Annotated in this window: 21 protein-coding genes; 6 read left to right on the forward strand and 15 right to left on the reverse strand. The window is 68.3% G+C overall.

Annotation, left to right across the window (positions count from 1 at the left end; translation table 11 throughout):
- Positions 1-471 precede the first annotated feature (471 nt).
- Positions 472-1,119: a 5,6-dimethylbenzimidazole synthase gene (gene bluB, locus AC069I_RS19660; RefSeq protein WP_478224636.1), complete on the reverse strand. Its 648-nt coding sequence runs from the start codon at positions 1,117-1,119 to the stop codon at positions 472-474.
- A 21-nt stretch (positions 1,120-1,140) separates the two neighbouring features.
- Positions 1,141-1,974: an alpha/beta fold hydrolase gene (locus tag AC069I_RS19665; RefSeq protein ID WP_478266143.1), complete on the reverse strand. Its 834-nt coding sequence runs from the start codon at positions 1,972-1,974 to the stop codon at positions 1,141-1,143.
- Between the two features lie 98 nt (positions 1,975-2,072).
- On the opposite strand from AC069I_RS19665, the gene AC069I_RS19670 reads away from it, so the two are divergent.
- Complete coding sequence (locus AC069I_RS19670) at positions 2,073-2,486, forward strand: winged helix-turn-helix transcriptional regulator (protein WP_478232075.1); 414 nt, start codon at positions 2,073-2,075, stop codon at positions 2,484-2,486.
- Here AC069I_RS19670 and AC069I_RS19675 read toward each other — a convergent pair.
- Both AC069I_RS19675 and AC069I_RS19680 read right to left on the reverse strand, forming a co-directional pair.
- Positions 2,468-2,890 carry a hypothetical protein gene (locus AC069I_RS19675; protein WP_478224639.1) on the reverse strand — a complete coding sequence of 141 codons (423 nt, stop codon included), beginning with the start codon at positions 2,888-2,890 and terminating at the stop codon, positions 2,468-2,470. The genes AC069I_RS19670 and AC069I_RS19675 overlap by 19 nt on opposite strands.
- Positions 2,887-4,110, reverse strand: coding sequence for a hypothetical protein (locus AC069I_RS19680; RefSeq protein ID WP_478266144.1), 1,224 nt, complete (start codon positions 4,108-4,110; stop codon positions 2,887-2,889). The genes AC069I_RS19675 and AC069I_RS19680 overlap by 4 nt, the downstream gene beginning before the upstream one ends.
- Positions 4,111-4,292: 182 nt before the next feature.
- Between AC069I_RS19680 and AC069I_RS19685 the strand changes: the two genes are divergently transcribed.
- Complete coding sequence (locus tag AC069I_RS19685) at positions 4,293-4,736, forward strand: DUF1345 domain-containing protein (protein ID WP_478224641.1); 444 nt, start codon at positions 4,293-4,295, stop codon at positions 4,734-4,736.
- Positions 4,737-4,740: 4 nt separating this feature from the next.
- On the opposite strand, the gene AC069I_RS19690 is transcribed toward AC069I_RS19685, so the two are convergent.
- A complete protein-coding gene (locus AC069I_RS19690) occupies positions 4,741-6,351 on the reverse strand; it encodes a helix-turn-helix domain-containing protein (protein ID WP_478266145.1) in 1,611 nt (536 codons plus the stop codon).
- Positions 6,352-6,553: 202 nt separating this feature from the next.
- On the opposite strand from AC069I_RS19690, the gene AC069I_RS19695 reads away from it, so the two are divergent.
- Entirely contained in the window at positions 6,554-7,732 is a 1,179-nt protein-coding gene (locus AC069I_RS19695) for a phospholipase D-like domain-containing protein (RefSeq protein WP_478266146.1), read from the forward strand.
- A gap of 282 nt (positions 7,733-8,014) precedes the next feature.
- On the opposite strand, the gene AC069I_RS19700 is transcribed toward AC069I_RS19695, so the two are convergent.
- Positions 8,015-10,438 carry a glucan 1,4-alpha-glucosidase gene (locus AC069I_RS19700; RefSeq protein ID WP_478266147.1) on the reverse strand — a complete coding sequence of 808 codons (2,424 nt, stop codon included), beginning with the start codon at positions 10,436-10,438 and terminating at the stop codon, positions 8,015-8,017.
- Positions 10,439-10,582: 144 nt separating this feature from the next.
- Positions 10,583-11,167, reverse strand: a complete 585-nt coding sequence (locus AC069I_RS19705; protein ID WP_478266148.1) for a TetR/AcrR family transcriptional regulator — start codon at positions 11,165-11,167, stop codon at positions 10,583-10,585.
- A gap of 99 nt (positions 11,168-11,266) precedes the next feature.
- On the opposite strand from AC069I_RS19705, the gene AC069I_RS19710 reads away from it, so the two are divergent.
- Positions 11,267-11,674: a DUF6463 family protein gene (locus tag AC069I_RS19710; protein WP_478224646.1), complete on the forward strand. Its 408-nt coding sequence runs from the start codon at positions 11,267-11,269 to the stop codon at positions 11,672-11,674.
- 55 nt (positions 11,675-11,729) lie between these two features.
- On the opposite strand, the gene AC069I_RS19715 is transcribed toward AC069I_RS19710, so the two are convergent.
- The 4 genes from AC069I_RS19715 to AC069I_RS19730 all read right to left on the reverse strand — a co-directional run bounded on the left by AC069I_RS19715 (position 11,730) and on the right by AC069I_RS19730 (position 16,848).
- Positions 11,730-15,026: a fibronectin type III domain-containing protein gene (locus tag AC069I_RS19715; protein ID WP_478266149.1), complete on the reverse strand. Its 3,297-nt coding sequence runs from the start codon at positions 15,024-15,026 to the stop codon at positions 11,730-11,732.
- Between the two features lie 398 nt (positions 15,027-15,424).
- Positions 15,425-15,715 (reverse strand): hypothetical protein, encoded by a 291-nt coding sequence (locus AC069I_RS19720; RefSeq protein WP_478266150.1) that lies wholly within the window; start codon positions 15,713-15,715, stop codon positions 15,425-15,427.
- A 46-nt stretch (positions 15,716-15,761) separates the two neighbouring features.
- Complete coding sequence (locus AC069I_RS19725; RefSeq protein ID WP_478224649.1) at positions 15,762-15,914, reverse strand: hypothetical protein; 153 nt, start codon at positions 15,912-15,914, stop codon at positions 15,762-15,764.
- Positions 15,915-16,269: 355 nt separating this feature from the next.
- On the reverse strand, positions 16,270-16,848 hold the full coding sequence (locus tag AC069I_RS19730; protein ID WP_478266151.1) for a hypothetical protein: 579 nt from the start codon (positions 16,846-16,848) through the stop codon (positions 16,270-16,272).
- A 546-nt stretch (positions 16,849-17,394) separates the two neighbouring features.
- Here AC069I_RS19730 and AC069I_RS19735 point away from each other — a divergent pair.
- Entirely contained in the window at positions 17,395-17,574 is a 180-nt protein-coding gene (locus AC069I_RS19735; RefSeq protein WP_478224651.1) for a hypothetical protein, read from the forward strand.
- On the opposite strand, the gene AC069I_RS19740 is transcribed toward AC069I_RS19735, so the two are convergent.
- The 3 genes from AC069I_RS19740 to AC069I_RS19750 all read right to left on the reverse strand — a co-directional run bounded on the left by AC069I_RS19740 (position 17,549) and on the right by AC069I_RS19750 (position 24,485).
- A complete protein-coding gene (locus AC069I_RS19740) occupies positions 17,549-18,442 on the reverse strand; it encodes an aminoglycoside phosphotransferase family protein (protein WP_478224895.1) in 894 nt (297 codons plus the stop codon). The genes AC069I_RS19735 and AC069I_RS19740 overlap by 26 nt on opposite strands.
- Positions 18,443-18,666: 224 nt before the next feature.
- A complete protein-coding gene (locus tag AC069I_RS19745; RefSeq protein WP_478266152.1) occupies positions 18,667-19,791 on the reverse strand; it encodes an HAF repeat-containing protein in 1,125 nt (374 codons plus the stop codon).
- Positions 19,792-21,032: 1,241 nt separating this feature from the next.
- Positions 21,033-24,485, reverse strand: a complete 3,453-nt coding sequence (locus AC069I_RS19750; protein ID WP_478266153.1) for an indolepyruvate ferredoxin oxidoreductase family protein — start codon at positions 24,483-24,485, stop codon at positions 21,033-21,035.
- Positions 24,486-24,647: 162 nt separating this feature from the next.
- Here AC069I_RS19750 and AC069I_RS19755 point away from each other — a divergent pair, with 162 nt between their 5' ends.
- Positions 24,648-25,118 (forward strand): Lrp/AsnC family transcriptional regulator, encoded by a 471-nt coding sequence (locus AC069I_RS19755; protein ID WP_340688386.1) that lies wholly within the window; start codon positions 24,648-24,650, stop codon positions 25,116-25,118.
- Positions 25,119-25,212: 94 nt separating this feature from the next.
- On the opposite strand, the gene AC069I_RS19760 is transcribed toward AC069I_RS19755, so the two are convergent.
- On the reverse strand, positions 25,213-26,184 hold the full coding sequence (locus AC069I_RS19760; protein ID WP_478266154.1) for a helix-turn-helix transcriptional regulator: 972 nt from the start codon (positions 26,182-26,184) through the stop codon (positions 25,213-25,215).
- Positions 26,185-26,205: the final 21 nt, after the last annotated feature.

Below are 26,205 nucleotides of genomic sequence, written 5' to 3' on the forward strand. Positions count from 1 at the left end.
GTGACCCCCGTACGGCGTTTTCCGGGGGGGGGTGGGGGGGGTTTTTTGGCTCCCAACCCAAAACCCCCCCCCACGACCCCCTCGGGAAAGCGCCTATCCGTGCATCAATCGGACATTGAGTCAGCGAAAAGTGTCCTTGGTGGACACTCAGGGGCGCAGTCGGCTCCCGTCGGCAAGGGCAACCGAGCGCGTGACCTGCGGCAACCCTCACCGCTTACGATCAAGACCCCCATTCAAGATCAACTTAAGCTATGCGGCATTGCGTTCTAACCTCAAATCGGGCACTTCCACTTCGAGAAGTGTCCCTTGTGGACGGTCGAGAAGATGTCAGCTCTCCTGCGTCCGGCCGCAGGCCGGCCACCCCTCGGCACGTGCTCCCCCACGCGGTACACGACCGCCGCGCAGCCGCACCATCAGACCATCGTCGACGGCCGGCCCCAGGCAGCGCGACCGTCCTTGACGAAACGATGATCATCCACCGGATACGTACCGTTCGTAGTGCAACACGGCGTCGAGCGGAAGACGTTCCCGCCAGCCGTGCCGCTCCAGATCGGGGACGGCGGGCAGGTCTCGCACCGGGCCGACGCACAACCACGCCACCGGACGGACGTTTCCGGGGAATCCCACCAAATCGCGCAGGAACTCTTCGCGGTAGAAGCTGACCCAGCCGACGCCGAGCCCCTCGGCGGTAGCCGCCAGCCAAAGGTTCTGAATGGCCAGGCACACCGAATACAGGCCGGCGTCGGCGATCGCGTGCCTTCCCAGCACGTCGGGCGCGCCGCGTGCCGGGTCGTAGCCGACCACGATCCCGGCGGAGGACTCGACGATCCCCTCGATCTTGATGTTCGCGAAGACACGGGCCCGCTCGACGTCCAACCGGTCTTCGAACACCTCGCGTTCGGCCAGCACGTGCTCGCGAAACCGCTTTCGAAGGTCCATATCGGACACCACGACGAAATCCCAGGGCTGGGACAGGCCCACACTCGGCGCGGCGTGCGCCGCGCTCAGCACTCGGCGCAGCACCGCTTCCGGAATCGGCTCGCCGGTGAACTCGCCCCGGGTGTCCCGTCGCCGGAAGATCGTGCCGTACACCGAACCGTCCTCTGTCTCACGCGTCATGTGCCTGATCGTGCCGGGGCCTCAGAGGGTGGCGAGGAACGGGGTCAGCAGGCGAAGCAGTTCCGCGGGCCGGTCCAGCGGGATGATGTGGCCACAGTCCTCGATGAGGTGTCCGGTGAGGTCGTCGGCGACGGGACACAATTGCCGTTCCAGCGCATGACCGACCGGGTGGGCACCGATCGTCATGGTGGGCATCGTGAGCCTGCTGCCCGTCACCGCTTCACCGATCTGGCGGGCGGTGACCGGCAGTGCGCGATAGTAGGAGAAGGCGCAGCGCAGGGCGTCCTGCCCGGTGTAGGCGTCGACGAAGGCGTCACGGATCTCCGGCGGCACACCGCGTCCGAGCGTTCCCGCCGCGAGGAACCAGTCGATGTATTCCGCCTCGTGCCCGATCAGGACCTTTTCCGCGAGACCGGGAACGGCGTGGAAGCCGAACCACCACGGCCGCCCGCCCGCCAGGAAGTCCTCGGCGCCGGGCAGCGAACCCACCAGCGACTCCATCACGACGAGCCGCCGCACCAGATCCGGCCGCCGCAGGGCGAGCAGGAAGGCGACCGGCGTGCCGGCGTCGATGGCGACGACGTCCGCCTCGGTTTCGCCAAGGGCGTCGAGGATGCCTTCGGCGTCGGTGACCAGCGTGCTCGCGTCATAGCCGTCCACGGCGCGGGTGCTGTCGCCGAGCCCACGCAGATCCGGGGCGATGACCCGGTGATGCTCGGCCAGCGGGCCGCTGATCTCACTCCAGAGCCGCCAGGTATGCGGGAAGCCGTGCAGCAGCAGGACCGCGGGCCCACTGCCCACGATGGTCACGTTGACCTCGATGCCGTTGATGCCGATCCGTCGCAGCTGGGGCACGTCGCCTCCGTAGTGGTTACCATTGGTTACCAGAAAACCGTAGGTAACTTCCGGCGTGCCGCCAAGGCAGCACTTTCCCCACAGGTGGTGAGCTCCAGGTGACCTCCCGGCAGCCGCGCTCGACGACACGGCGCGGCGATCTGTTCGACCCCGAGTGCCCTACCCGCCGTCTGCTGGACCGCATCGGCACGAAATGGACGTCGATGGCGGTCAAGGTCCTCGCGGAGGCGGCTCCGCACGAGGTGCGTTTCGCCGAGCTACGGCGCAGGATCCCCGGCGTATCACAGAAAATGCTGTCGGTGACCCTGCACAGCCTGGTCCGCGACGGCCTCGTCGCCCGCCGGGTCGAGCCCACCGTGCCGCCCCGCGTGCACTACCGGCTGACCGACCTCGGCCGGTCGCTCGACGTGCCGCTGGCGGCCCTCCGGAACTGGGCCGAAGAGCATATGGCGCGGATCGACGAGGCCAACGCGATGGCGGACGACACCCCGGCTCAGAGCGGCTCCAGATAGGACCTCTCGGACCAGTCGTCGTCTTCGTCGTCCCGGGGACGACGGTTCCGCGCGGGCGGGTCCTGCGCCGGCGCGGACAGCTTTTCCAGCTCCGCGACGGCGTCGTCGACGTCCAAAGTGGCCAGTTCGCCGACCTGCCGCTCCAAGGACGACCAGGCTTCGCCGGCGAGCCGCTGACGTTCCTCGGCGGGCAGCGCGTCGATGACCTGCCACCAGCCTCGCGCCTCCTGGACGAACTCGTCCAGTACCGGGCCGTGGGCCAGCAGTTCGTGCGGCCGCCGTCGCCCGGCGAGCACCTCCCCCGCGAAGTCCCCGGCGGCACCGCCGGTCGCCGCCAGCAGCCGCATGGCCGCCTGCCGCGCCCGCTCGCCCTGCTCGGAGCCGAAGAGCTCGTGTCCCGTCACAGCCGCACCCGCCTGCTCTTGGCCGGGCACTCGGCGTCCCGGTGTTCGTAGTCCTGCGGCCACTGCGGCGGTTCGCCCATCGCGATGGTGGCTTCCAGCAGTTCGTCGAGCGTCTTCTCGCCCGCGAAGGCGTGTGCCAGCCCCAGCGCCGCACTGATCCAGGTCTGGATGATCCCGACGATTTCGTTGAACGACAGCACCAGGTGGATGATGTCGCGCAACTCGGGGTCCTTGAAGATGTTGACGAGCTTGCCTCGGCGTCCCAGCTCGGACAGCGCTTCGCTGATCACCTCCGCCACCCGGACCCCGCGCTCCAGCCCGAGTTTCTTGCCCTTGGTGAGGATCAGCAACGCGATGTCGATCGCCGAGCTGTAGCCGTGCCTGATCTCCTGCATCATGTGGTACGCGAGCTTCGCCAGTGCCTGGATAGCCCGGCACGCGCCATGGAAGTACTGGGCCAGCTGCAGCACGCAGGCGCGGTAATCGGCCAGCCAGTTCTTCGCCCGGTCGGCGGCCTCCCCTGCCCACACCCCCTGGATCCCGAACCGGCCCTGGTTGATGTTGGCCGCGATGTTCTCCAACCCGGTCGCGGCGTCGTGGTAGAGCACCGCCTGCTCCTGCAGCACGGTCCAGTCGCCGACGAGCAGGTCGGCGAGCATGGTGATGAAGTCCTTGTCGGCCCCGGTGAGCATCTTGATCACCTCGGCGACATCGCCCAGCGATCCCCCGAGATCGAGAAGCTTCTCGCGCTCCTGCTCGGCCTTCACCGGCCACCAGGTCGGGTCGGAGATGGCCACCGGGTCGGGTCCGCCGTAACCGACCAGGACGGCGTCGCGGAACGCCGCGGCCCCCGCCGGGTCGCGCACCTCGTCCGCCGGGATCCGCGGGGCGTCCGGCTCCGGGTTGAGCCGGTCCAGCAACTCGGCCGCGTGTGCGTCCACCACGCCGTACCAGTGCGCGACGCACCGCAGCTCGTGCCCGCCGCCCGCGGCGAGATCGGCCGCGAACCGCGACTGGCTCAGCGCCGTGCGCTGCCACTCGTCCAGTTTCGGCCAGGCGGCGGCCAGGAACCCTTCGCCGCGTTCGGTGTCGAACCCGGCCCCGGCACCGACCAGCCGATCGAACCACTGCCGATAGGTGTCCGCGCCCGCGCCCGCCCGCAGGACCAGGTCTCCGAGCGCGCGCACCGCGGCCGGCTCGACCGAGAACCCCTGCCCCATTCGTCCCCCTCGTACTCCGGAAGTGTTCCTTCGACGCTCCCGAAGTCTGACAGGTTGCCATGAAATGTCACATCACTGGAACGGAGTACCGCGTGCGAAACTGGCCCGGTCGACGGCGAAAGGAGACCACGCTGTCTCGCCAAACGGCTCGGATCTGGCTGTCCGAGCGCCGCAGGAGCGGCTTGAGCGTCGCGTTCGCGCTGGTCATCGCCGCGTTGGCGGTCGTGTTCCGCGAGGACGTGCTGTCGATCGCGATGGTCGACGCGGGTGTTCTGGTCCTTCTCGCGTATCTCGTCGGCTACCTCGTCGTGACGGTGGCCGCGTTCGGCGCGGCGACCTCCGAGCAGATCCAGGACTGGGCACGCCGGGTGCGCGCGTGGAAGTCGCGGTGGCGCTGGTCGTCGTCGGGTGGATCTGTGTCCTGGTGTCGTTCGCGATCGCCTACCACGCCGACGACGTGGTCGAACGAGGCAACGCCCTGCGGTTCCCCTGCGACGTTCGGGACGACCGACGTGGACGTCGTCTCCCGGGAGATGCGCAGGACGGTGACCACCCACGCGGCCATCGCCTTCGTGTTCAACACGGTGACCGTGGCGGCGGTCGTGTCCACTTTGAACAGCGGCTGAAGCCTCAGCCCAGTTTCAGCAGGACCGGGCTGCCGGTGACGGTGACCTCGGCGCCGGGTTCCGCCGGCGTGACGGCCCCGTCGAGGTCTTCGACCGACGTGGTGCCCTGAGCCGCCGGGATCCGCTCTGACCGGTCGATGGTCCACCAGATCAGGAAGGCTTTGCCACCCTGATCGAAACGGCACTGCCACAGGTGATCGGGTAATCCGGCCGCGTGCCCTTGCCCGCAGGAATGGATCCGGCTGCCCGACAACCAGGTGTGCAGGCGTTCCACGTGTCGCGCCGCCTTGGTGTGCGGGCCGCCTGCGGGCTGCAGCACGATGGGGACCTTGGCGCTGCCCCAGTTGTAGAAGTACATGCGGCGGTATTGCGCGTAGAGGCCGGAAAGGAAGAACCGGACAGCGTGCCGGGCACCCCGATCGGCGTCGACGGGCCGCTGCCTGTTCACGTCGTAGGCAGAGCCGGTGCTCCACAACCTGATGCCGGCGCCGGCTTCATGCAACACCTTCTCGATCTCCTGTGCCAGCGGCAGCATCGTCTCCGGTGGCTCGGAGTCGTTGCGGGGAGCCAGTTTCATCGCGGCGGCGTCGCAATGGTCGTAGCCGCCGAGCTTGGCGAACCGCCGGAACCCCTCGAACGCCGCGGGATCCCAGAGCTCGCCCATGGACGGGCAGACCACGGTGGCGGCGGGGTCGGCGGACTTGATCACCTGGCTCCCCTTGCGCGTCATTTCCACCAGTCCGGCCATCGAACCGGAGAAGAAGTCCTGATGATTGGCCATGTCCCACAGCTCGTAGGCGTCGATCCGGCCGCGATACTGCTCGACCACGGCCCGCACGAAACGTTCCCAGTCGGCGAGGTCGTCGGGCGGGCCGGTGCGGGAGTCGTCGGTGTAGACGGATTTCGGGCTGCTCGGGCTCGCCCAGGACGGGGTGCCGCCGAAGGTCAAGGCCACCGGGAAACCGGCACCACGGGCACCGTTGACGAGCCGATCGAGCGTCTTCCAGTCATAGCTGCCGCGGGCGGGCTCCAGGTTCTGCCACCGGGTGCGTGTGTTCCACAACCGGACGGATCCGACGCGGAACGTCGGCATCAGCCCGGTGTTGGAGTTCGCCGTCACCCCGACGAATTCCGGATCGAGTGTGCGTGGCGCGCTCGTCCACATCGCCGCCTGGACGGCGGGTGCCGTGACCGGCGCCTGCCGGTCCGGCGGGTTGGCCACGGCGCCTCCGGCGAGCAGGACGGCTCCGAGGACCACGACGAGCGCGACATGGGTCAGCGGCCGTCCGCGAGCGGGCTCCGCCACGTCGATCTCCCGGATGACCGGCGGCTCGGACACGGGGGTTTCGCCCAGGTCCGCACGCTCCCACACCCGGTACAGCTTCGCGAGATCCTCGCGGCTCGCGCCGCACACCGTCGCGATCGCCTCGATCGGCGCGAACGTCGTGGGCACGTTCCTCCCGGTGCAGTAGCGGTGCACGGTCGACCGGCTCGAATGCACCTTGCGCCCGAGCTGTTCGTAGCTCAGCCCACTCCGCTGTTTGTACTCGGTGAGAAGTGCCGCCAGCGTGGCAGCCGCCTCACTCGCCATCCCGCTGCGCCCCCTCCGCGCCATGTCCTGGATGGATAACAGTGTCCCATCGCGGGCCATTCGCCGCGCGAATTCGCGAGATCACGTCTCCCGGCCCGGCGTCACCGCAGGTCAGCGGCGAAGTTTCGTCCCAGCGTCCCATCCCGGGCGGTTTCGCTTGCCACGATGGGGCCGCGCTGGGGAGCGTGGACCCGCCAGCAGATCCGGCCATGGGGAGGGAATCGGCATGGAACCGCACAGGACGACCGCGCTTCGAGGAGCACTGGCAGCCGCGCTACTGGTGGCGGCGACCGGCGTCCCGGCCACCGCCGCGCCGTCGCGGCTGACCACGCGCGCGGATTTCAACACACCGGGCGGCGGCCAGATCGTCCAGCACCTCGAAAAGCTGATCCGGGGCGCACCCGAGAACTCGACCATCAAGACCGCGCAGTTCCTCTTGCGGGACAAGCCGATCACGGAGGCGCTCGCGGACGCCGCGGAGCGCGGGGTGCATGTCCAGGTCCTGGTCGACGGACGGGCGACGGGCCATCCGAACTACCAGGATCTGAAGAACCGGCTCGAGAAGACCGGCGACAAGAACTCGTGGGCGAAAAACTGCGAGAACGGCCGAGGGTGCAACGGCGGGAACGCGATGCACAACAAGTTCTTCCTGTTCGACCGGACGCTGGACGCGCCGTCGGTGGTCGCGACCGGATCGGCGAACCTCAGCGAGAACACGACGGGCGGCATGGGCGGCTGGAACAGCTACTACACCGACGTCGGGAATGTCGGCCTGTTCGCCAGGTACAACGACTACTTCGCCGACCTGCGCAGGGTCGCGGACGGGGGCACGGCGAACCCCGGCTACTACGAGGCCAATCCGCCCGTCATCACCGGCAACACCAAGAGCTACTTCTATCCGCGACTCAAGGACGCGGGGAACGACACCGTCGAGAACTCGCTGAAGGAGGTCGGCTGTTCGGCGGAGAAGTCCAAGATCCGCATCGGGGTATGGTCACTCACCCGGATGAAGATCATCGAACGGCTGCGGATCCTGGCCGCCCGGGGCTGCTCAGTGGACATCGTGGCTTTGCGGATGACCAAGGGCTCCTGCGAGGCGCTGATGAAGGGGCAGCCGGACCGCGTGCGGCTGCGTGGCTTCAAGAAGGGGAACGAGGCAGGCATCCACGAGAAGAACATGATGATCGAGGGTGACTACCTGAAGCCGGGGACCAAGGTCGTCTTCACCGGCAGCCAGAACTTCAACAACCCGTCCCTGCACGAGAACGACGAGAACGTCATCCGGGTCTTGGACAACGACGGGATCTACCGGAGCTTCGTGCGGAACTTCGAGCAGGTGGCCCAGGCCGCCGACGAGGAGATCAAGTCGCCTGGGGACTGCGGGAAGATGGTGCCGACCGACTGATCCGGCCGCGGTTGATCCCAAGCCCGGTCCGTGAAGGCCTCCTTCCCTACCCTGAGGGTTGGCAAGGAGGCCTTCACTACCTTGGTGACTGCCACGGTAGTGAAGGCCCCTTTGTTGCGCCTGGCGCAACAAAGGAGGCCTTCATGTACTCGGGCGAGCACACGACACCGATGTGCGGGTGACGGTTTCGCGTGACTGGACGGACGACTCGCGGGTGGCCGGGGATCACGCGAGTCGTGAGTGGTAAGGGCGGCCGGAACCGTCCTTACCACTCACGAGGACTCAGGGCCGCCAGGTGTCGTTCAACGCCATCGTGCAGCCGCCCGAAGCGGTGCCCGCCCGGTTGGCACCCGATTCCCACGTGACGGTGCCGCCCTCCTTGCGGATGTACTTGTACTGGAAGGCGACTCCCTTCGGCATCGAGACGTTCGCCGTCCACAAGGGATAGTCGGCCGACGCCATCGGGACGGCGTTCGCCGGGTTCCACGCACCGAGTTCAGGCCGGTCGCCGACGACGAAGATGTTCTGGCCCCACGAAGTCGTGGCGTTCACCGTGAACTTCGCCGAAACGGCCGAGCACGCCGCGCTGTACCGCTGCTTGACCACCGACGGCGTCTCGACCGGGGAACCCGCGTCGATCGAATGCGCCAGCCGGACGAACTGCGCCATCGACCAAGCCAGCGGCGTCGCCGAGCCGGTGCCTTCGCCGAAGGTGAAGCCACCGGTGCTTTGCCGGTCCCAGACCTGTTCCGGAATCAGGAAACCGGGATTCGCCGAAGCGGCCATGGCCGCCAGATGCGTCGTCGCCGGGCGGCCGTTGGCCAGTTCGTACTCCCCGCGTTCGCCGGTGAGCAGCGGCCACAGCCGTCCGACGCCGGCGCCGGTGTACGGACCACCGGAAGCGGTTTCGCCGTAGCCGTCGTGATTGTAGCGGTACCACATCGGGCCGTTGGGAGTATTCACCTTCAGCGTCGAGTCCACTTCGGACAGTGAAGCGGCGACATCCGGATCGGCCGCCGGTTTCACGCCGAGGCGGACGAGGTCCAGGAAGCCCGCGTCGATGATGGCGCGTTCGTCGTGGTTTCCCCCGCCGTTCTGCAGGAAGACGTTCTGGCCGTCGTTGGGATTGCCGTTGCCGTCGATGCGGTGGAAGTACCGGCCGTCGCCGAGCGGACCGGACGTGGTGAACGTCCAGGCGCTGACCTGCGCCTGCCACCGGTCCGCGGTTTCGCGGTACCGGGCGGCCGCCGTCGTGTCGCCGTTGCGTTCGGCGATGTCGGCGGCGCAGATCAGTCCGGCGATCTCCGCGGCGATGGTGGACGGCGAGTAGCCGCCGTTCTCCTCCCAGCGTTCCTGCGGGGTGGAGGGACCGTTCGCGACGAGGAAGTCCGCGGACTTCTTCACCTTCGCCCACATCCCCGCGTCGGACCGGCCCAGCTGCCACGCGAGCACGATCGGGAAGGCGACCTCGTCCATCTGCAGGCTGGTCCAGCAATTGGTGCCGTCGAGCCGGGTGTTCTGCGGGAACGAACCGTCCGGCCGCTGCTGGACGGTGAACAGGTAGTCGACCGAACGATGGGCCGCCGCCGAGTCGCCCGCCGCGATCTGCGCGGTCGAGACCTGGTAGAGATCACGGGACCAGACCGCGTGGTACCCGCAGTCCCCCGTGCCGTTCGCATCTTTCGCCTCACCCCAGGGATTGGTGAGCGAGGCGACGTTCGCACCCGCGTAGGTCTTGTCCTCGTGGGCCTTGAGGGTCATCAGCGCCACGTTGTACTGCGTGGTCAAGCCGGCGCCGGTGATCGAACGGGGTACCGCGGCCAGCGAGGAGAGATAGCCGCTCCAGCCGGACCGGTACGCGGTGTCCGCCGCCCCGAAACCACCGGCGAGCGAGGCCGTCGCGTTCGCCGACGCGGCGCCGCGATCACCGCCGAACCCGATCGCGAGGGTGAAGGTGGTGTCGGTGCCCACAGGGATCTGCCCCAGCTGCACCAGGTTCCCGGGCGTCGAGGCCGAGTCGTACTGTGCGCCGAGAACGTGATCACCGCTCAGGTCGACGTAGCCATCGCTCGCGGTCCCGCTGTAGCCACTGGTCGCCTTGACGAAACCGGTGGAGGCGGCCAAGGCGCTGGACACCGGCCCGTCCGAAGCGACCAGCTGCCCGCCGGCGGTGGCGCCGGTGTCCCCCATCCCGCTGTTGTTCAGGGACGGGTTGTACAACGCGTACAACTGCAGCGGACCCCCGCTGAGCACCTCGAACCTGGTCTGGATCAGCACGGTGGACCGGGCCGGATCGGCGGTGTGGGTCTTGGTGATCCGGTACCGGCCGTTGGTGGCGGTGTTGATCTGCCGGTAGCTCAGGGAACGCGGATCGGTGAGCACCAGCTGTTTGGTGGTGTGGTCGCGTTCCAGCTGCGTGAAACCGGCACCGTCGGACACCACGTACTGCAGGTCTTGGACGTTGGCGACGTCCACGGTCGGGTAATAGATCTCGTGATTGACGCCCTGGCCGAGGGTGAACCAGACCTTCGACGCCGCGTTGGTGGCGGTGCCGAAGCCCTCCTTGCCCCCGGTCGTCCAGGCCGCCCCGGTACCCGGTGCGCCGGGCGCGTCCGCCAGCGGTGCGGCACTCACCGGCGTGGACGCCAGGAGCGCCGCCGCGGTCAACAGCGCGACTGTCGCGCGACGCCGCTTCGGAGATTTCATGTCGATCCTTCCCACAGGCTTCATCGACGGCAGGATTTGTTGTTAGCGGCAACTTATTCGCTGACCGTCTTCACCGGCAGGGCCGATCGGAGTAACCCGGACCACTCGCGCTGGTGGTCCGGTCGAGGCGGCGCGCGCCTCGGCTCACGGACCGGCGAATCGACTGGGGTCGCTGGGCGGGCCGTTGAGAATGAGATCCGCCGCGCGGGCGAGGACCTGTTCACGAGTCCGGCCGTGATGGTCCGCGGCGAGGAAGTGGCTGCCGATGGCCGCACAGAAGGCGAGCAGGGCACGGGCTTCGACCTCGTCGGGGGCGGCACAGAAGGTGCTGATCCCGTCGCGGGCCAGCTGCATGCGCCGGTTGTCCACGCGCCGCAGGCGTTCGGCCACGGCCTCGTCACGTCGAGCCCAGTCACGAACGGCAAGGTCGATGGGCAGCAGCCGGCCACCGGAGAAAGTGAGCCGACCGGCCAGCCGGACCTTGTCCCGCGCATCGCACCCCTCCCGCTCGACGCGAGCGAGGATCTCGTCGACACTTTCGTACTCCCAGGCTTCCAGCATCGCCTCCAGCAGGGCCGCACGGTCGGCGAAGTAGCCGTAGAATCCGCCTTTGGTCACGCCGAGCGCCTTGGCCAGAGCCTCGACACGCACGGCGTCCACTCCACCCTCGGCGAGGGCCCGCAAACCTTCTTCGATCCACTTCTCACGCGGTGTGCGCAATGCGCCCATGCCGTGGCCCACCTCACCTCTCCACTGGTTGTACGCCGCCGTATAACCGGTCTAACCTGAACTTATACGCCACCGTATAACATGGGCTGGGGAGTTGACATGATCAAATGGGCAGGCTGGCTCATAACGCTGTTCGGCGCGGCGCACACCTTGGGCGCCCTCACGGTGATGAAAGCCGCTCGCCATGCCGGCACGTGGTTCAGCGGGACATTGTGGAGGGACGACCTCGCCGCCATGAACCCCGCGAACAGCGCCTTCTGGCTGAGCGCGGCCAGCTTCGGCGTGCCGCTCGTCCTGGTCGGCCTGACCGTGCTGTGGCTGGACCGGCGGGGCATCACACCGCCCTTGTTCATCGCGTGGGCATTGGGGATCTGGACCCTGCTCATCGCCGCGGTCCTCCTTTTCACGCCCTGGCCGATCCTCCTGGTCGCGACCGTTCTGCTGCTGCTCGGAATCCGCCGCGGCACCCGCCCTGGCGACCCAGCCCCGGCCCACGCCGGACGATGACGGGATCCGGCCCCGCCGCGAGATGCGACGGGGCCGGATCAGGGCTTTCGTGGGATCAGCCGACCGGACGCGGCTTCAGGTTCACCTCCACCGTGTTGCCGGGACCGGAGGCGACACCGCTGACGATGTCGTTGAGGAATCCACAACCCTGCAGCGGCGGCAGGGTGTAGGAGCCGGTGAGCTTGCCACCGGCCAGCGGGTCGAAGCCGGCCTTCGACTGGAGCGGGATCTGGGCGGGCGTCTTCGTCTGGCAGGCCGGGCTCGCCGAGACCGGGAAGCCGAAGACGCTGATCCGCGGCAGCTTGACCGTCACCGCCGAGGTCGACTTGAGCACCCCGTCGGCCAGGGTTCCCGTGGTCTTGCCCGCCGAAGCGAACTCGATCTTCGCCTTGACCGGGACGAACCCCCAGAGCGTGAGGTTCGCGCTCGTCGGGTTCAGCGTCAGGTCGGCGTCGAAGGTCCCGTTCGCCAGCGTGATCGCGGCGTTGATGCCGCCGCGCAGGTCGATCGGGCCCGCGAGCTTCTTCAGCTGCGTCTTGCCGGTCAGGTCGTAGCTGTACTTGACGACCGGGGAGGTGTTCGGCTGGGTCTTCGCCGTGACCGGCGTGCTGGCGGCCGACTTGTTCCCCGCGGCGTCCTTGGCGACGACGGTGAACGAATACTCCGTGTCGGCCGTGAGACCGTCCACGATCACGGAGGTTCCGGTCACCGACTTCACCAGCGCGGAGCCGTTGTAGACGTCGTACCCGGTGACACCGACGTTGTCCGTCGCGGCATCCCACTCGAGGCTCACGCTGGTCTGCGTGGTTCCCGTGGAGCGCGGGTTGCCCGGCACGCTGGGAGCCACCACGTCGGGCGCGGCCTGCGTCCGGACGGTGACGGCGGCGCTCGGAGTCGAGAGGTTGCCCGCCGCGTCCTTCGCGACCACGGTGAACGAATACTCGGTGTCCGGCGCGAGACCGTCCACAGTGGCCGAAGTGCCCGTCACCGACTTCACCAGCGTGGTGCCGTTGTAGACGTCATAGCCGGTGACACCGACGTTGTCCGTCGCCGCGGTCCACTCAAGGCTCACGCTGGTCTGCGTGGTCCCGGTGGAGCGCGGGTTGCCCGGCGCGACGGGCGCCTGGGTGTCGGGCGCGGCCTGCGTCCGCGCCGTCGCGGCGGCACTGGGCGCCGAAGCGTTGCCCGCCGCGTCCTTCGCGACCACGGTGAACGAATACTCGGTGTCCGGCGCGAGACCGTCCACAGTGGCCGAAGTCCCCGTCACCGACTTCACCAGCGTGGTGCCGTTGTAGACGTCATAGCCGGTGACACCGACGTTGTCGCTCGACGCGTTCCAGGACAGCGCGACACTGGACTGGGTGACGTCTGTCGTGGCGAGACCAGCCGGAACGCTGGGCGCTTCGGTGTCGGGGACCGTGGCGGTCCGGGCGGTCACCGCCGCGCTGGGCTCCGACCTGTTGCCCGCCGCGTCCTTCGCGACGACGGTGAAGGTGTACTCGGTGTCGGCGGCGAGACCGTCGACGGTGGCGTTGGTTTCCGTCACCGACTTCACCAGGGTGCCGCCGTTGTACACGTCGTACCCGGTGACACCGACGTTGTCACTCGACGCGTCCCACGCCAGGCCGACGCTGGAGGCCGAGGTACCGGTGGAGTGCAGGTTGCCCGGCACACCGGGAGCCTGCGTGTCGGGCGCGGCCTGCGTCCGCGCCGTGACCGCGGCACTGGCGGCCGAAGCGTTGCCCGCCGCGTCCTTCGCGACCACTGTGAAGGTGTACTCGGTGTCGGCCGTCAGACCGTCGATCGTGGCCTGCGGTTCCGTGACCGACTTGACGACCTCGGTGCCCTTCAAGACGTCGTAGCCCGTGACACCGACGTTGTCACTCGACGCGTCCCAGGCCAGCGTCACGCTGGTCTGGGTGGATCCGGTCGAGTGCACGTTCGCGGGTGTGGTCGGCGCCTGCGTGTCCGGGGCCTTCGCGGTCCGGGCGGTGGCAGGCGCGGTGGCGGGCGAGACGTTGCCCGCCGCGTCCTTCGCCTTGACCGTGAACGAGTACTCCGTGTCCGGGGTGAGACCGTCGATCATGGCCGACGTCCCGGTCACGGACTTGACGAGGTTCGCACCCTCGTAGACGTCGTAGCCGGTCACGCCGACCTCATCGGTGGCGGCGCCCCATGACAACGCGACGCTGTTCTGGGTGACTTCGCCGACTGTCACCGCACCGGGAGCCGAGGGCGGGGTCGTGTCCGCGGCCGCGGTGACGGTGAAGGTGTGCAGCACGTTGGCCTGGCCGTTCGCGGGAGTACAGTCCGCGACGAAGGTGCCGAGGCCGGTCTCCGCGCCGGAAGCCGTCAACGGCGTCATGGTGAGCACCAGATCGTGCACCGAAAGCGTCGCCGTCCCCGGCTTGTCGAACCGCAACGACGGCGCCGCACCGCTCGCGTTGACGATCAGGTCGTTGCCCGTCGGTGGGATCGGCTGCAGTGGGACGGCTGTCGGCACGCCGACCGCGAGATGTCCCTGCGGGCTGGAGACCAGCGAGGTGGCCAGCGCCGATCCCTTGATCTTCTCGGCGCCGACGAGCCGGAGCCCTTCGGTCGCGGTCTTGCCCGCGTTGGAGACGGCCGTGATGTCGATCCTGGGCGTGAACTGGCCGACCGGGATCGTGTCGGGCAGCGTAGCGTTGATGTCGACCGTGACGTCCTGGTTCCCGATCAACGGGAACGGGCAGCTGTAGACCTGCCGCAGCGGCGGGTGGTTCCCTGTGCCGACAACGGCTTCCGGGGTGACCGGCGAGCCGGTCACCGTGTAGGTCTGCAGGACGGTCTCGGCCCCGGCCGCCAGTGTGCAGTCCGAAGTGAAGGTGCCGAGACCGGTCGGGGTGCCGTCGGCCTTCAGCGGGGTCATCACCAGCTGGAGGCCGGTCACCGCGAGCGACGCGGTGCCCGGCTGATCGAACCTCAGCGCGGGCGCGCCGCCCGTCGCGTTGACGACGAGATCGTTGCCCGCGGGCGGGATGGGCTGGTTCGGCACGTCGGAGTCGACCTTCACCGTCATCGTGCCCTGGCTGCCGGGCATCGTCACGGTCGAAGTCGCCTTCGCGGTGCCCTTGATGGACTCGGCGCCGACGAGACGAAGGCCTTCCGTCGCCGTCTTGCCCGCGTTGGACACGGCGGTGATCTCGATGGCGGGAGTCAGTTTGCCGGTCTCGATCGTCGAAGGCTGAGTGGTCTTGATGGTGACCGAGACGTTCTGATCACCGATCAACGGGAATGGACACGAGTAATTCTGCGTGAGCTCACCCGGAGCCGCGGCACTGGTGCCCGACCCTATCGCGAGTCCCAGTGCCACCAAGGCCGCCGTGCTGACGACGGCGATGCCCCCAGTGGCCAGTCTTCGACTACGTCTTCTGTGTTTCACAGGTACCTCTCCAACACATGGACCACGCCCGCCGAAACCACCGGACAAACGATTAATGCCCGCTTTCGCGGGCTCTTCCCAGCGGGCGCGTGCACATATTCACGGGTATGCCACAGGGAATTAACACACCCGCGCGGCACGCCAGGCAAGCAAAATCACAGAGCCCACGCGACCATTCTTCGTCTTTGTCATGCGCGGTCGATTCACCGTTCGCGAATCTGTCAGCCACGACCCCAAAACGTCCGCCGCCATCTCGGCGAGGGTGGTTACTGGCCAACATGGCCGCGATCAGGTCAAGGGAGAGGGGCCGCTCCCCCGGCTTCGCCCGCTCACTTGGCCGCGCGCCAGGGCGGCACCCAGCCGAGCCGTTTGCAGACCGGGTCGGGGTCGGTCAGGCTCCGGCGGTCGGAGAGGTTCGCCGACCGCGGTCCGAGGATCTGCATTCTGTCGACGACGGGCTCGCACATGGCGCGCCTCCGCGTGGAGATCCGTTCGCGAACCTGGTCGGCGCTCTGCACGCGGGTTTCGAGACGGCGCGCGGCCAGTGCGAACATCCCGGCGACCACCGCCGCGGAGACCGATGCGACCGCTGCGATCACGGCGACGACGATGGCGGACATGTGGTCGATCCAACCATGGATCGGCGGCGGGACACCGGCCGTCGCGTCAGGTGGTCGCGTCGATCGGCTCCCGGATCGCGGCGATGCCCCTGGCCACCCGGTACGGCGACTCCGTGCCCACGGAGATGCGGACATACCGGTCGCACGACTCTCCGTACGCGATGCCCGCCACCACGCTGACCGCGCTTTCCCGCAGCATTTCATGAACCTACGAGGAAATCGAAATCGCCCATGCGGCAACGGCATCACGCCACGAGGCGGCCACCAGGGCACTCGAAGACGCCGATGCCCCGCGGCGAAGGCCTTCGAGCCTTTCGCGGCGGGGCGGGAAGACCAGCGCCTGGCCCGAGCAGTCTCGGCGCGTCGAGCATGTCATCCGGTACCGACGAACCACACTTGATCATCGCGACGTTCTCTCCGCGTTCTCGCCCGCCGCGTTGCAGCGAGGCAGCGGATTCGGGCCACCATTGTCCGGATACAGGTGCCACGACGTGATCCGACACCAAGACCGTTCCGAAGCCGACGTGAACGCCAAGCCGAATGCCCGTTCCGGCTCACTGATAGGAGCCGGGAGTGCATGCCCCGTTGGCCCAGTCCCTGAAGTTGACGCCGGTGAAGTAGATCCGCTTCAGGCACAGGCCGGATTTGGGTTCAGGTGCCGGCCAACCTTGCCCGCACGAATTCGGTCCTGGCACGGGCACGAAATCCCCAGACGTCGCTACGGAGTCCTCTACCGCGCCTGACCTCGCCAGCACCATACAAAGGTTGTAGTCAGGGAGGTCGAAGGGTGCGTCATAGACCTGATCGGGAGGTCGTCCGGTCCACTGTGTAGTGGCCAGGAGGTAGACGTCCTGCGGATTCAAGATCGTGCCACTGGGGATCTGGGCGAGCATGAACATTTCCGGCCCGTGGCGAACCAGCACGCTACGGCCACCGATGTCGACCGGGACGGAGTGACGATTTCCGATTTCGATGAACTCGCCGTACGGCGGACCGGCGGCAGAGATTTCGTGCAGGTGCCCGCCGAGTGGCTGCGCTTGCCTGTCAGGCATTGCCGAGGTCGAGGCGCCGGCGGTACCTGGCGCGAGCAGCATGACGCAGGCCACGGCAAGTGCGGCATATGCGCGTCCCATGACAGAACCCCCTAGATCTTCGGCACCCACGTGCCTTTCATCGATCAACTCTCGCGGACACTTTGATCCGGTGCGCCGGAACCGTTCCGGTACCTCGGGAAAGACTGGCGCCAAATCCAGTGAGCGTTCAGAAAACCGACAAGCATAGAGGCCATGTTCCGGGCCATCCTCAAACCCCTGGCCCCGGCGCCGGTCTCGGTGTGGTCCGGGTCGACGACCCCGAGCGGCTCCGCGAGATGTTCGCCTTCACCCGCGACACCAAGGCGCCCGTGGACGCGGACGATCCTCTGCTCACCGACTCGACGTTCACCGCGATACTGCGGGACACCCACACCGCGCTGAGCTTGCGGGACGGCTGGACGCACACCGAGTACATGCTGACCGGCGACCGGCGTCGCCCCCCGGCATCCTCGCCGGCGGCGCGGCGTGCGGTCACGATCTGGACGTGCGCCCCACCAGGTGGCGAGTGGCCGGGATCCGTTTCTGCTACGTCGACCGGCGCGACACGGCCATCGCGTCGAGTCCCCGGCGACGCTACCGTCCACAGTGGACCAAGCGGTCGACGTCGCCCGGCCCGGCGCCGTGGTGCCCCCTCCACCGAAGGGAACGGTCTGGGGCCGCGTCGCCTACGTCACCGCTGTCGCCGATCCGCTCGGCGAATGCGCAAGGACGCTCGATGCCGCCCAGGCGTCGCCGCGCATCACCACCGCGTGTTCAGAGGACTGAGGATCTCGCCCAGGACGCGACGCGCGTCCACGGCTTCCTCGTCGGCGCGGCCCCTCGTCCGAGCGCAGGTGACCAGCGTCTTCCACAGCGCCCAACCGCGCCCTCGCGCCCACGTCGCACTGTCGACCGAAAGTCGTTCGCGGAACGCCTCCCGGCCGTCGGCGGTCAGCAACGTCCAGGCGATGGCCATGTCACAGGACGGATCGCCGACGCCGCAGGTGCCGAAGTCGATGACGGCCGCCAGTTCCCCGCCGTCGAGCAGGAGATTCCCCGGCGCGATGTCGCCGTGGAACCACCGGTCCGCACCGTCCCAAGGGGTACGCAGCGCGGTCTTCCAGCTCTCGCGGGCCGAGCCGACGTCGATCTCGCCGTCCAGCGCCGAGAGCGCGCGCTCGGCCAGTGTGTCGTAGGTGCGCAGGGTGGCTCCACGGAACCAGTTGTGCTTACCTGGCTGAGGACCGTCGGCGATATCGACGTTCCGCAACGCCGCGAGGAAACCGGACAGGTCGAGAGCGAACCGGACCGGGTCGGAAATACGGTCCGCGCTCGCGGGCTCACCGTCAAGCCACCGGTAGATCGACCACGGGAAGGGATAGCCAGCGCCGGGGCGCCCCTTCGCCAGCGGGACAGGAACAGGAAGCGGGAGCCTGGGAGCCAGCACCGGAAGCCAATGCTGTTCCTTGTCCACCGCCAAGGCGTACTCGGCGGCGCTCGGCAGCCGCGCCACCATTGCGTCGCCGAGACGGAAAGTGAAGTTGTCCCAACCGGACCCGGCCACAGGCCGGACCGGAAGACCGGCCCACTCCGGGAACTGCTCGCCGATCAACCGGCGCACCTGCGCCACGTCGACGGTGATCCGCCGCGGCATCGGACCGAGATCCGGCGTGCTGCTCAAGACGACTTCCTTGCTCGATGGGCTCCCCACCAAGTCTCGTCATGCCGTCCAGCGGATATTCGGCGGACTCGGGCCCGGCGGATCACGGTCGCGCCGGCCGGGTCGCGGCCCGGCCGGCGCGACCGGCAGCGTGTCGTCCGTGCACACACGTGATCAGGCGGACGGCACGCTCATCGAACGGACTCACAGGACAGCGCTTAGCCGAGTGTCCAGTACACCGCGTGGGACTTCCCGGCGGCGTTCGAGGCGACTCCGACGACGCGGCCGTTGTCGGTGATCCGATATCCCTGGCCGCGGGTGCCGCCGGGCAGCGTGCCGAGCTGCCTGCGTTCCCCGTTCCGGAACCAGACCGTCGCCTGACTCCGGAAAGTGCCGGCCACGGTGCCCTGCGCGTTGACCGCTTCGGCCTCAGCGCCGAGACCGTCGTCGGGCAGGGCGGCGACGTGGCCGTCGAGGTCCCAGATCAGGGCCGATCGGCGAGGCGGGTTGAGGTACCCGGAACCGACGACGTAACCGGTGGGGCCGATCCCGTAGATCCAGACCGAGTGGGGGCTGGGCCAGTCCATGGGATGGATCACGCCGTCCCGATCCCACTTCGCCGGGACAGGGGGCCCGCTGCTGGTCTCACGCAGGACTCCGGCGGCCACGCCGTCCTTGTTGATCCGGCCCGCCCCACTGCTCACGCCCTGCGGCGCCAGCTCGGTGATCGGCCCGCCGTTCACCCACCGCACGGCTTGGTTCGCCGCGGAGCGGACGGCGCTTCCGGCTATGATGGTGCCGTCGCCGGAGATGCCCTCGGTCATGCTCCAGGTCTCGCCGGGCAACGTGCCCAGGTCGGTGGCCGCGCCATCCGGGTCCCAGCGGAACCCGTGGAACTGGTTGTCCGGCGTCAGCCAGTTCCCGATGACGACGCCGGTGTCGCTGATCGCCCACGCGGTGGCGTTGTGATAGCCGGGCGGAAGCTGCAGCGAGGTCGCCTGGCCCGCGGCGTCCCAGCGAACCGGCACTGCGGTGGTCGCGGTCAACACGTAACCGGCGGACGCCCCGTGACTGTTGATGTCGCGCACCTGTCCCTCGGTGCCGCCTGGCGTGGGCAGCGCCATGATCCGGCCGTCGGCGTCCCAGCGAACCGGATGGCTGCGTTTCGGGGTCGGGCCCGCCAACGACAGCCCGACCATCTCCCCTTCCTCGTTGACCGCGAGGACCGTACTCTCGTCGTCCCCGGGCAACGTACCGAGATCCACCGGCCCCACCGGGGTGGCCCGCGCGGTCCCCGTCACCGCGCCGGTGACCACGACAAGAGCCGCTACCAGCGAAAGCACCCGTCTTCGCGCAACTGGCACACAATTCCTCATCACGATGACTCCCCAATCTCGATCCAGTGGCGTGCGATGTGCGGACCCCCGGTGCGACAGTAGTGCACTCCCTTCACGAATAGCTTCCACGGCGATCGCTTTCCACACGAACAGCCGACTGGTTCCGTCTCAAGGTCGTTCCTCTGACCGACGCGAATATTGACAATCGAGCTCCCGTCTCGCCGAAAACCCAGCACATTCGTGACACAAGAAGGGCGGGATACCCGGAAAACGTCGTCGGGAAATACAAAAGACCGACAGCATGATTCCGGTCGGCGACCCGCCCGTTCCCGAAGCAGTGAACCCATATCGGAAATCGAGCACCGCCGTGACACGCCACGAGGAAACAAATTTTTCCGTCTGCCAGGCGTAACCTTCGGCAATGCGTCGTACGGTTTGCCGACGATCGCCGTGGACGGGCCCGCCGACGAGGCGGCCGCCCGCCAGGCCCGGAGCAGGTACTCGCCCGCCGGACTCGCCGAGATATTGAGGGGTAGGGCAAAGGTGGCATGTTGCGAAAGCCTCTTTCGCAACGTCGTGGCGGCAGGGGTGGGCGGTCGTTCCAGGTGGTCGGCGCGTGAAGGCCCCTTCACGTACTTCATTCAGGCGATCTGAGCGGTGCCGCGGTGGGCTGGTGCGGGTGTGTCGACCGTCGGGTTCGAGTGGCACCGCCTTGATCAACGGAGGATGGGGGACGTTGAGCGTCCCGGATCTTCCGTTGAGCAAGGTCCGGGACGGGGGTCACCTCGCGTCGATGAAGGAATCGGGACGTTGAGTGTCCTGATTCCTTCATCAACGGTCCCGATACCCGCGGGGATCGTCGCCCTCCTGCGGGTCAGCAGCAGGTAGGCGAATACCGGCCCGTTCCAACCGTCCTTAACACTCACGAGCCCTCGCCACCTAAGCCACCTTTGCCCTACCCCTCAATAACACCCGGCCGGGGTGCTGGAGACCATGATCTCCGCGTTGCACGGCGAGAGGTCAACGTCATCGCGACCATCGGCCGCGACCGGGAGCGGTTCGGAGCGCGGCCCGCCGGGGTGCGTATCGAGAACTTCTTTCGCCAACGACGAATACTGCCGTATGTCGACGTGCCGCTGGTGGTCTCACCGCTGGCCAGTTCGACATGGCCGCCCGGATCGCCGCGATGCCGGAACCGCCTCCGTCCTGGATCAGCTGCCGAAGCACGCGAACCTTCCCTGAAGCCGTCAGGTGCTCGCGCCGAGCCTGTCCCCCTGCACGAGTTCGGCGAGGAGCGCGGACTGTTCCCGCCGGTAAGCCTCGACGTTCGCGAGTTTGATGTCTTCGTATCCGCGAACGAGATCGGGCAGCTCGGCCAAGGCGAGGATCCGGCCGCGATCGGCGCCTTCGGTGTTGAAGGCGGTGAGGACCGTGTCGCGGTATTGGGTGATGAGTTCCCGTTCCACCTTCCGGACCTGTGCTTTGCCGAACGGGTCCCAGCGGGTGCCGCGCAGCTTCCGCGCTGCACGTAGTGCGACGAACACCGGGCGGAACTTCGGGCCGAGTGCGATCTTCCGTTTCATGCCCAGCGCGCGCAGGAAGGGCGGGTGCAGGCGGTAGGCGTAGCGGCTGCCCACGCCGAACTCCGCCTCGATCCCGGCGAGCACGGCCGGGTCGAGCGAGAGCCGCGCGACCTCGTACTCGTCCTTGTAGGCCATCAGTTTGTGCAGATTGCGGGCCACCGCTTCGGTGACGGCGGTCGTATCCCCTTCCAGGACCCGGACTTGTTCGACGAACTCGGCGTACTCCCGCGCGTACCGCACGTTCTGATACCGGACGAGTTCGGGGACGCGGATGTCGAGCAGCCGCGCGAGTTCCGAACCCGGCTCGGCGTGGACGAGCGCGCGGGCACGCAGCGCGGCGGTCGACGGGGCGGGGGTCGCGGCGACGGTGGGCGGGGCGACGGTGGCGTGCAGGGTGGCGGGGTCGGCGACGAGTTGCCTGCCGCGCCGGAACGCCTGGAGGTTGCCCGCGACCGCGACCCCGTTGAGCTCGATCGCGCGCTCCACGCTCGCCGCGTCCAGCGGGATCGCACCGGTCTGATAGGCGGCGCCGAGCTGGAGGATGTTGGCGAACTGGTCGTCGTCGAACAGGGTTTCCGCCAGCGCCCGCGCGTCGAGCGCCACCGTCCGCGCCGCGCTGTCGGAGATCGCCCCGCGCACGGCCGCCGCGTCGGGAAACGACACGGTGGTGTCGACGACCATCCGGCCGGTCGGGACCTCGGTCGTGGAGACCACCGCGATGGTCCGGCCGGGATCGGTCACCGACAGATGCGCCGGGTCGGCGCCGACGAGGACGTCACAGGCCAGGTAGAGATCGCATTCCCCGGCCGCGAGTTTCGGCGCCTGCGGCACCGGCTCGGCGGTGATCTTCAGATCCGAGACGACAGCACCGCCCTTCTGCGCCAGCCCGGTCATGTCCAGGGTCCGGACCTGCTTGCCCTCGATCACCGCCGCGGTGGCGAGGATCTGCGCGACGGTGACCACGCCGGTCCCGCCGACCCCGGTGATCCGCACCGTGACATCAGTGCCGCCGGTGGTCTGCGGCATGGGCAGTTCGGCCGCCGTGATCTCCGCGAGCCGCGCCCGGTGTTTGCGCCCGGTGGGCACCACCGTCATGAACGACGGGCAGTCCCCCGCCAGGCACGAGTAGTCCACGTTGCAGGACGACTGGTGGATCGCGGTCTTGCGGCCGAACTCCGTGGCGACCGGCTGCACCGACAGGCAGTTCGACTTCTCGCCGCAGTCGCCGCAGCCTTCGCAGACGCGTTCGTTGATCACGACCTTGGTGGCGGGGGTGGCCAGTTTGCCCCGACGTCGTTTGCGGCGCTTCTCCGCCGCGCACTCCTGATCGTGGATGAGCACCGTCACCCCGGGAACGCGAGCCAGTTCCTCCTGCGTGGCCAGCAAAGCATCCCGATGCCGGACCTCCACACCCTCGGGCAGCCGCACACCGCGGAGCCGCTTCGGCTCGTCGCTGGTGATGACCACCCTCGCCACACCCTCCACCAGCAGCAGCGACGCCAGCCGGTCCACCGGCAGCCCGCCGACCGCGTCCTGACCCCCGGTCATCGCGACGGTCGCGTTGTAGAGGATCTTGTAGGTGATGTTCACCCCCGCGGCCACCGCCGCCCGCACCGCGAGACTGCCCGAATGGGTGAACGTGCCGTCACCGATGTTCTGCACGAAATGCGAGGCCGCCACGAACGGGTCCATCCCCAGCCACTGCGCCCCCTCACCACCCATCTGCGTCAGCCCGACCACATCCCCGACCTGCTCCGGCTCCATCAACAACGCCATCGCATGACAACCGATACCGCCGCCCACCACGGTCCCCTCGGGCACCTTGGTCGAGGAGTTGTGCGGGCAACCGGAACAGAAATACGGCGTCCTGGCCAGCAACGGCACCGAAATCCGCTCACGACGACGACGCTGCCGCCACGCCGTCACCGACGGGATCTCATGATGCTCACCCAACCGCCCGGCCAGCACCCTGGCGACGGCGTCCGGGTCGAGCTCACCGAGTTCGGTGCACAGGGTGCGGCCGTCCGGGCCGGTCTTGCCGTACACCGGCGGCGCGCCGACAGTGCCGTACAGGATTTCCTTGATCGCCGACTCCACGAAGGAACGCTTCTCCTCCACCACGACGATCTCGCTCAGTCCGCCGGCGAACCGGCGGACGATCGACGGTTCCAACGGATGAATGACGCCGAGTTTGAGGATCCGGATCCCGTGCCGGGACAACGCTTCGGAGTCCAAGCCGAGCAGCCGCAACGCTTGCATGAGGTCCAAATAGGACTTCCCGGCGGTGACGATGCCGATGCGGTCGGCGGGTCCTTCCTGGACGATCCGGTTCACCCCGCTCGCGCGCACGTATTCGACGGCCAGCGGCAGCCGTTCGGTGTACAGGCTGCGTTCGAGCGCCATCAACGTGGTGCCGAGCAGCCGGGAACTGGGCTTGTGCCGGTACGCGGGCAGCGCCAGCTCCGGCGCCGTCCACCGGGGGCGGACGTGGGCGGTGGACGCGGCGTCGGCCACGTTCGCCACCAGCTTCATCGACGACCACAGACCACTCGCCCTCGACAACTCCACGGCGTGCAGCCCGAAATCCAGCACGTCCTGCGAATCCGACGGAAAGAACACCGGCATCGCCAGGTCGGCCAGCGCGAGCTCAGACGCACACGGCACCGACGACGACTTCGCGTTCGGATCATCACCCACCAGCGCCACCGCACCACCCGCCGGATCCGTGCCCGCGAGATTCGCGTGCCGCAAAGCATCCGTCGCCCGATCCAGGCCAGGAGCCTTGCCGTACCAGAACCCGGTCACCCCACCCCGCGACGACCCCACCGACGACGTCAGCTGACTCCCCATCACCGCCGTCGCGGCCAGCTCCTCGTTCAAACCAGGGCGGTGCACGACGTCATGCTTCTCGAGCAGGACGGAGCGGCGGCCGAGCTCGAGGTCGTATCCGGCCAGCGGGGATCCCTCGTAGCCGGAGACGAACACGGCGGGCGAGGCCCCGGCGGCGCGGTCATGCCGCACCCGGTCGAACAACATCCGCACCAGGGCCTGGACACCGCTGAGATAGACGGTGCCGTCCTCCCGCAGATACCGGTCCTCCAACGTGAACTGCTCCACCAGACCTGCCTCCTTCGGCACCCCCGCGCGACGTCACGACAGGAGACCCGACCTCGCGGGCCGCCGCAACAGGCGGCAGTCTATTGGCGCCCGGCACGCAAAAAATCCGGCCCATCTTCTCCGGTGGCCGATATCTGTTGCGTCTGCGTACCATCCTGGCTTATGGCGGACCAGCTCATCGACGAGACCGATCGCGAGATCCTCGAACTGTTGCGGGAGGACGCCCGGCGCACGCTGGGCGACATCGGGGCCCGTGTCACGCTGTCGACCGCGGCCGTCAAACGCCGCATCGACCGCATGCAGGAGAATGGCGTCATCGTCGGCTACACCGTCCAGATCGACCACGCCAAACTCGGCTGGGCCATCGAGGCGTTCACCGAGCTGCGGTTCACCGGGACCACCAAGGTCGGCGAGATCGTCCGCACCACCACCCGGATGCCCGAGGCCCAGGCGGTGTTCACCATCGCCGGCGACCCCGACGCGCTCGTCTGGCTGCGGGTGCGGGACATGGGCCACCTGCAGCAGACCATCGACGAGATCCGGCGACACCACCAGGTGACGGGCACGAAGACGCTGATGGTGCTGGACTCCTGGACGCGGGGGCAGCAGTGGCCCCACCCGGAACACCCGTGATCCCAGCCGGAAGACACGGCCCCAGCGTGTTCGCCCTCCAATCACGCGAGTTCCGTCTTCAAACACGCGAGTCGCGCCAAAGCCACGGCGCCGGTCAGTCCCGTGGGCCGGGTTTCTTGCTCCCCCGCATCAACCGGTCCCCCGTTCGCGCGAGGTACTCGCCGAATTCCGCCGGTTCCTCCACCGTGAACCCGATGTCGGTGAGCAAGAGGACGACGGCCAGCCACTCGAAGGAGTCGACATGGGCGACATACCGGCACCTGTCGTCGCCCAGGGCTTCGAAACTCCCGTCGATCCGATGCAGACGGGCGGCGGCCTCCTCCGCGCCGACGTCCAGGGTCAGCGTGATCCGGAGCGATTTCGGGCTGTGAAAGCGTTCCTGTAGGTGGGCCGCGACGTCGTCGACCGGGAGCTCACGCGGCTCGAACGCCACGTCCGTCGTCCTCGGCCCGGCGATCCGGTCGAGCCGGAAGCTCCGCCAATCCCGCCTGCCGAGGTCCCACGCGTACAGGTACCACCGTCTGCCGAGCTGGACGAGGCGCATCGGCTCGACCGTCCTTGACGACGGGCCGCCCTTCGCCGTGTACGCGAATTCGAGGCATCGACGAGCCGCGATCGCCGCGGCGAGGACGTTCAGGACGTCTTGGGTGACCCGCGGCTGTTCACCGCTCCCGAACTCGACCGCTGCGAGCATTTCGTCGGTCCGCCTGCGCAGCGCCGCCGGCAGGACACGCCCGAGTTTCGCGGCGGCGCGGTCCGCCGATTCGGCGGTCAAGTCGACGCCGGTGCCGCCCGCCGCGGCGAGCCGCAGCCCGAGCACGGTGGCGATCGCCTCGTCGTGTTCCAGCATGAGCGGCGGCAGCGCGCTTCCCGCGACGAGCCGGTAGTTGCCGCCAGGGCCGCGGCTGCTCTCCACCGGATAGCCCAGACCGCGAAGGTGGTCGATGTCCCGGCGAAGCGTGCGCGGCGGGACTTCCATGGCCGTCGCGAGTTCGGCGGCGGGCCACGCCCGGCCGGACTGCAGGAGGGACAACAGCCGCAGCATCCGTTCCCGTGGTGCCGTCACGACGCCTCCCGTAATTGTGGC

The organism is Amycolatopsis sp. NPDC043885 (genome assembly GCF_056435685.1).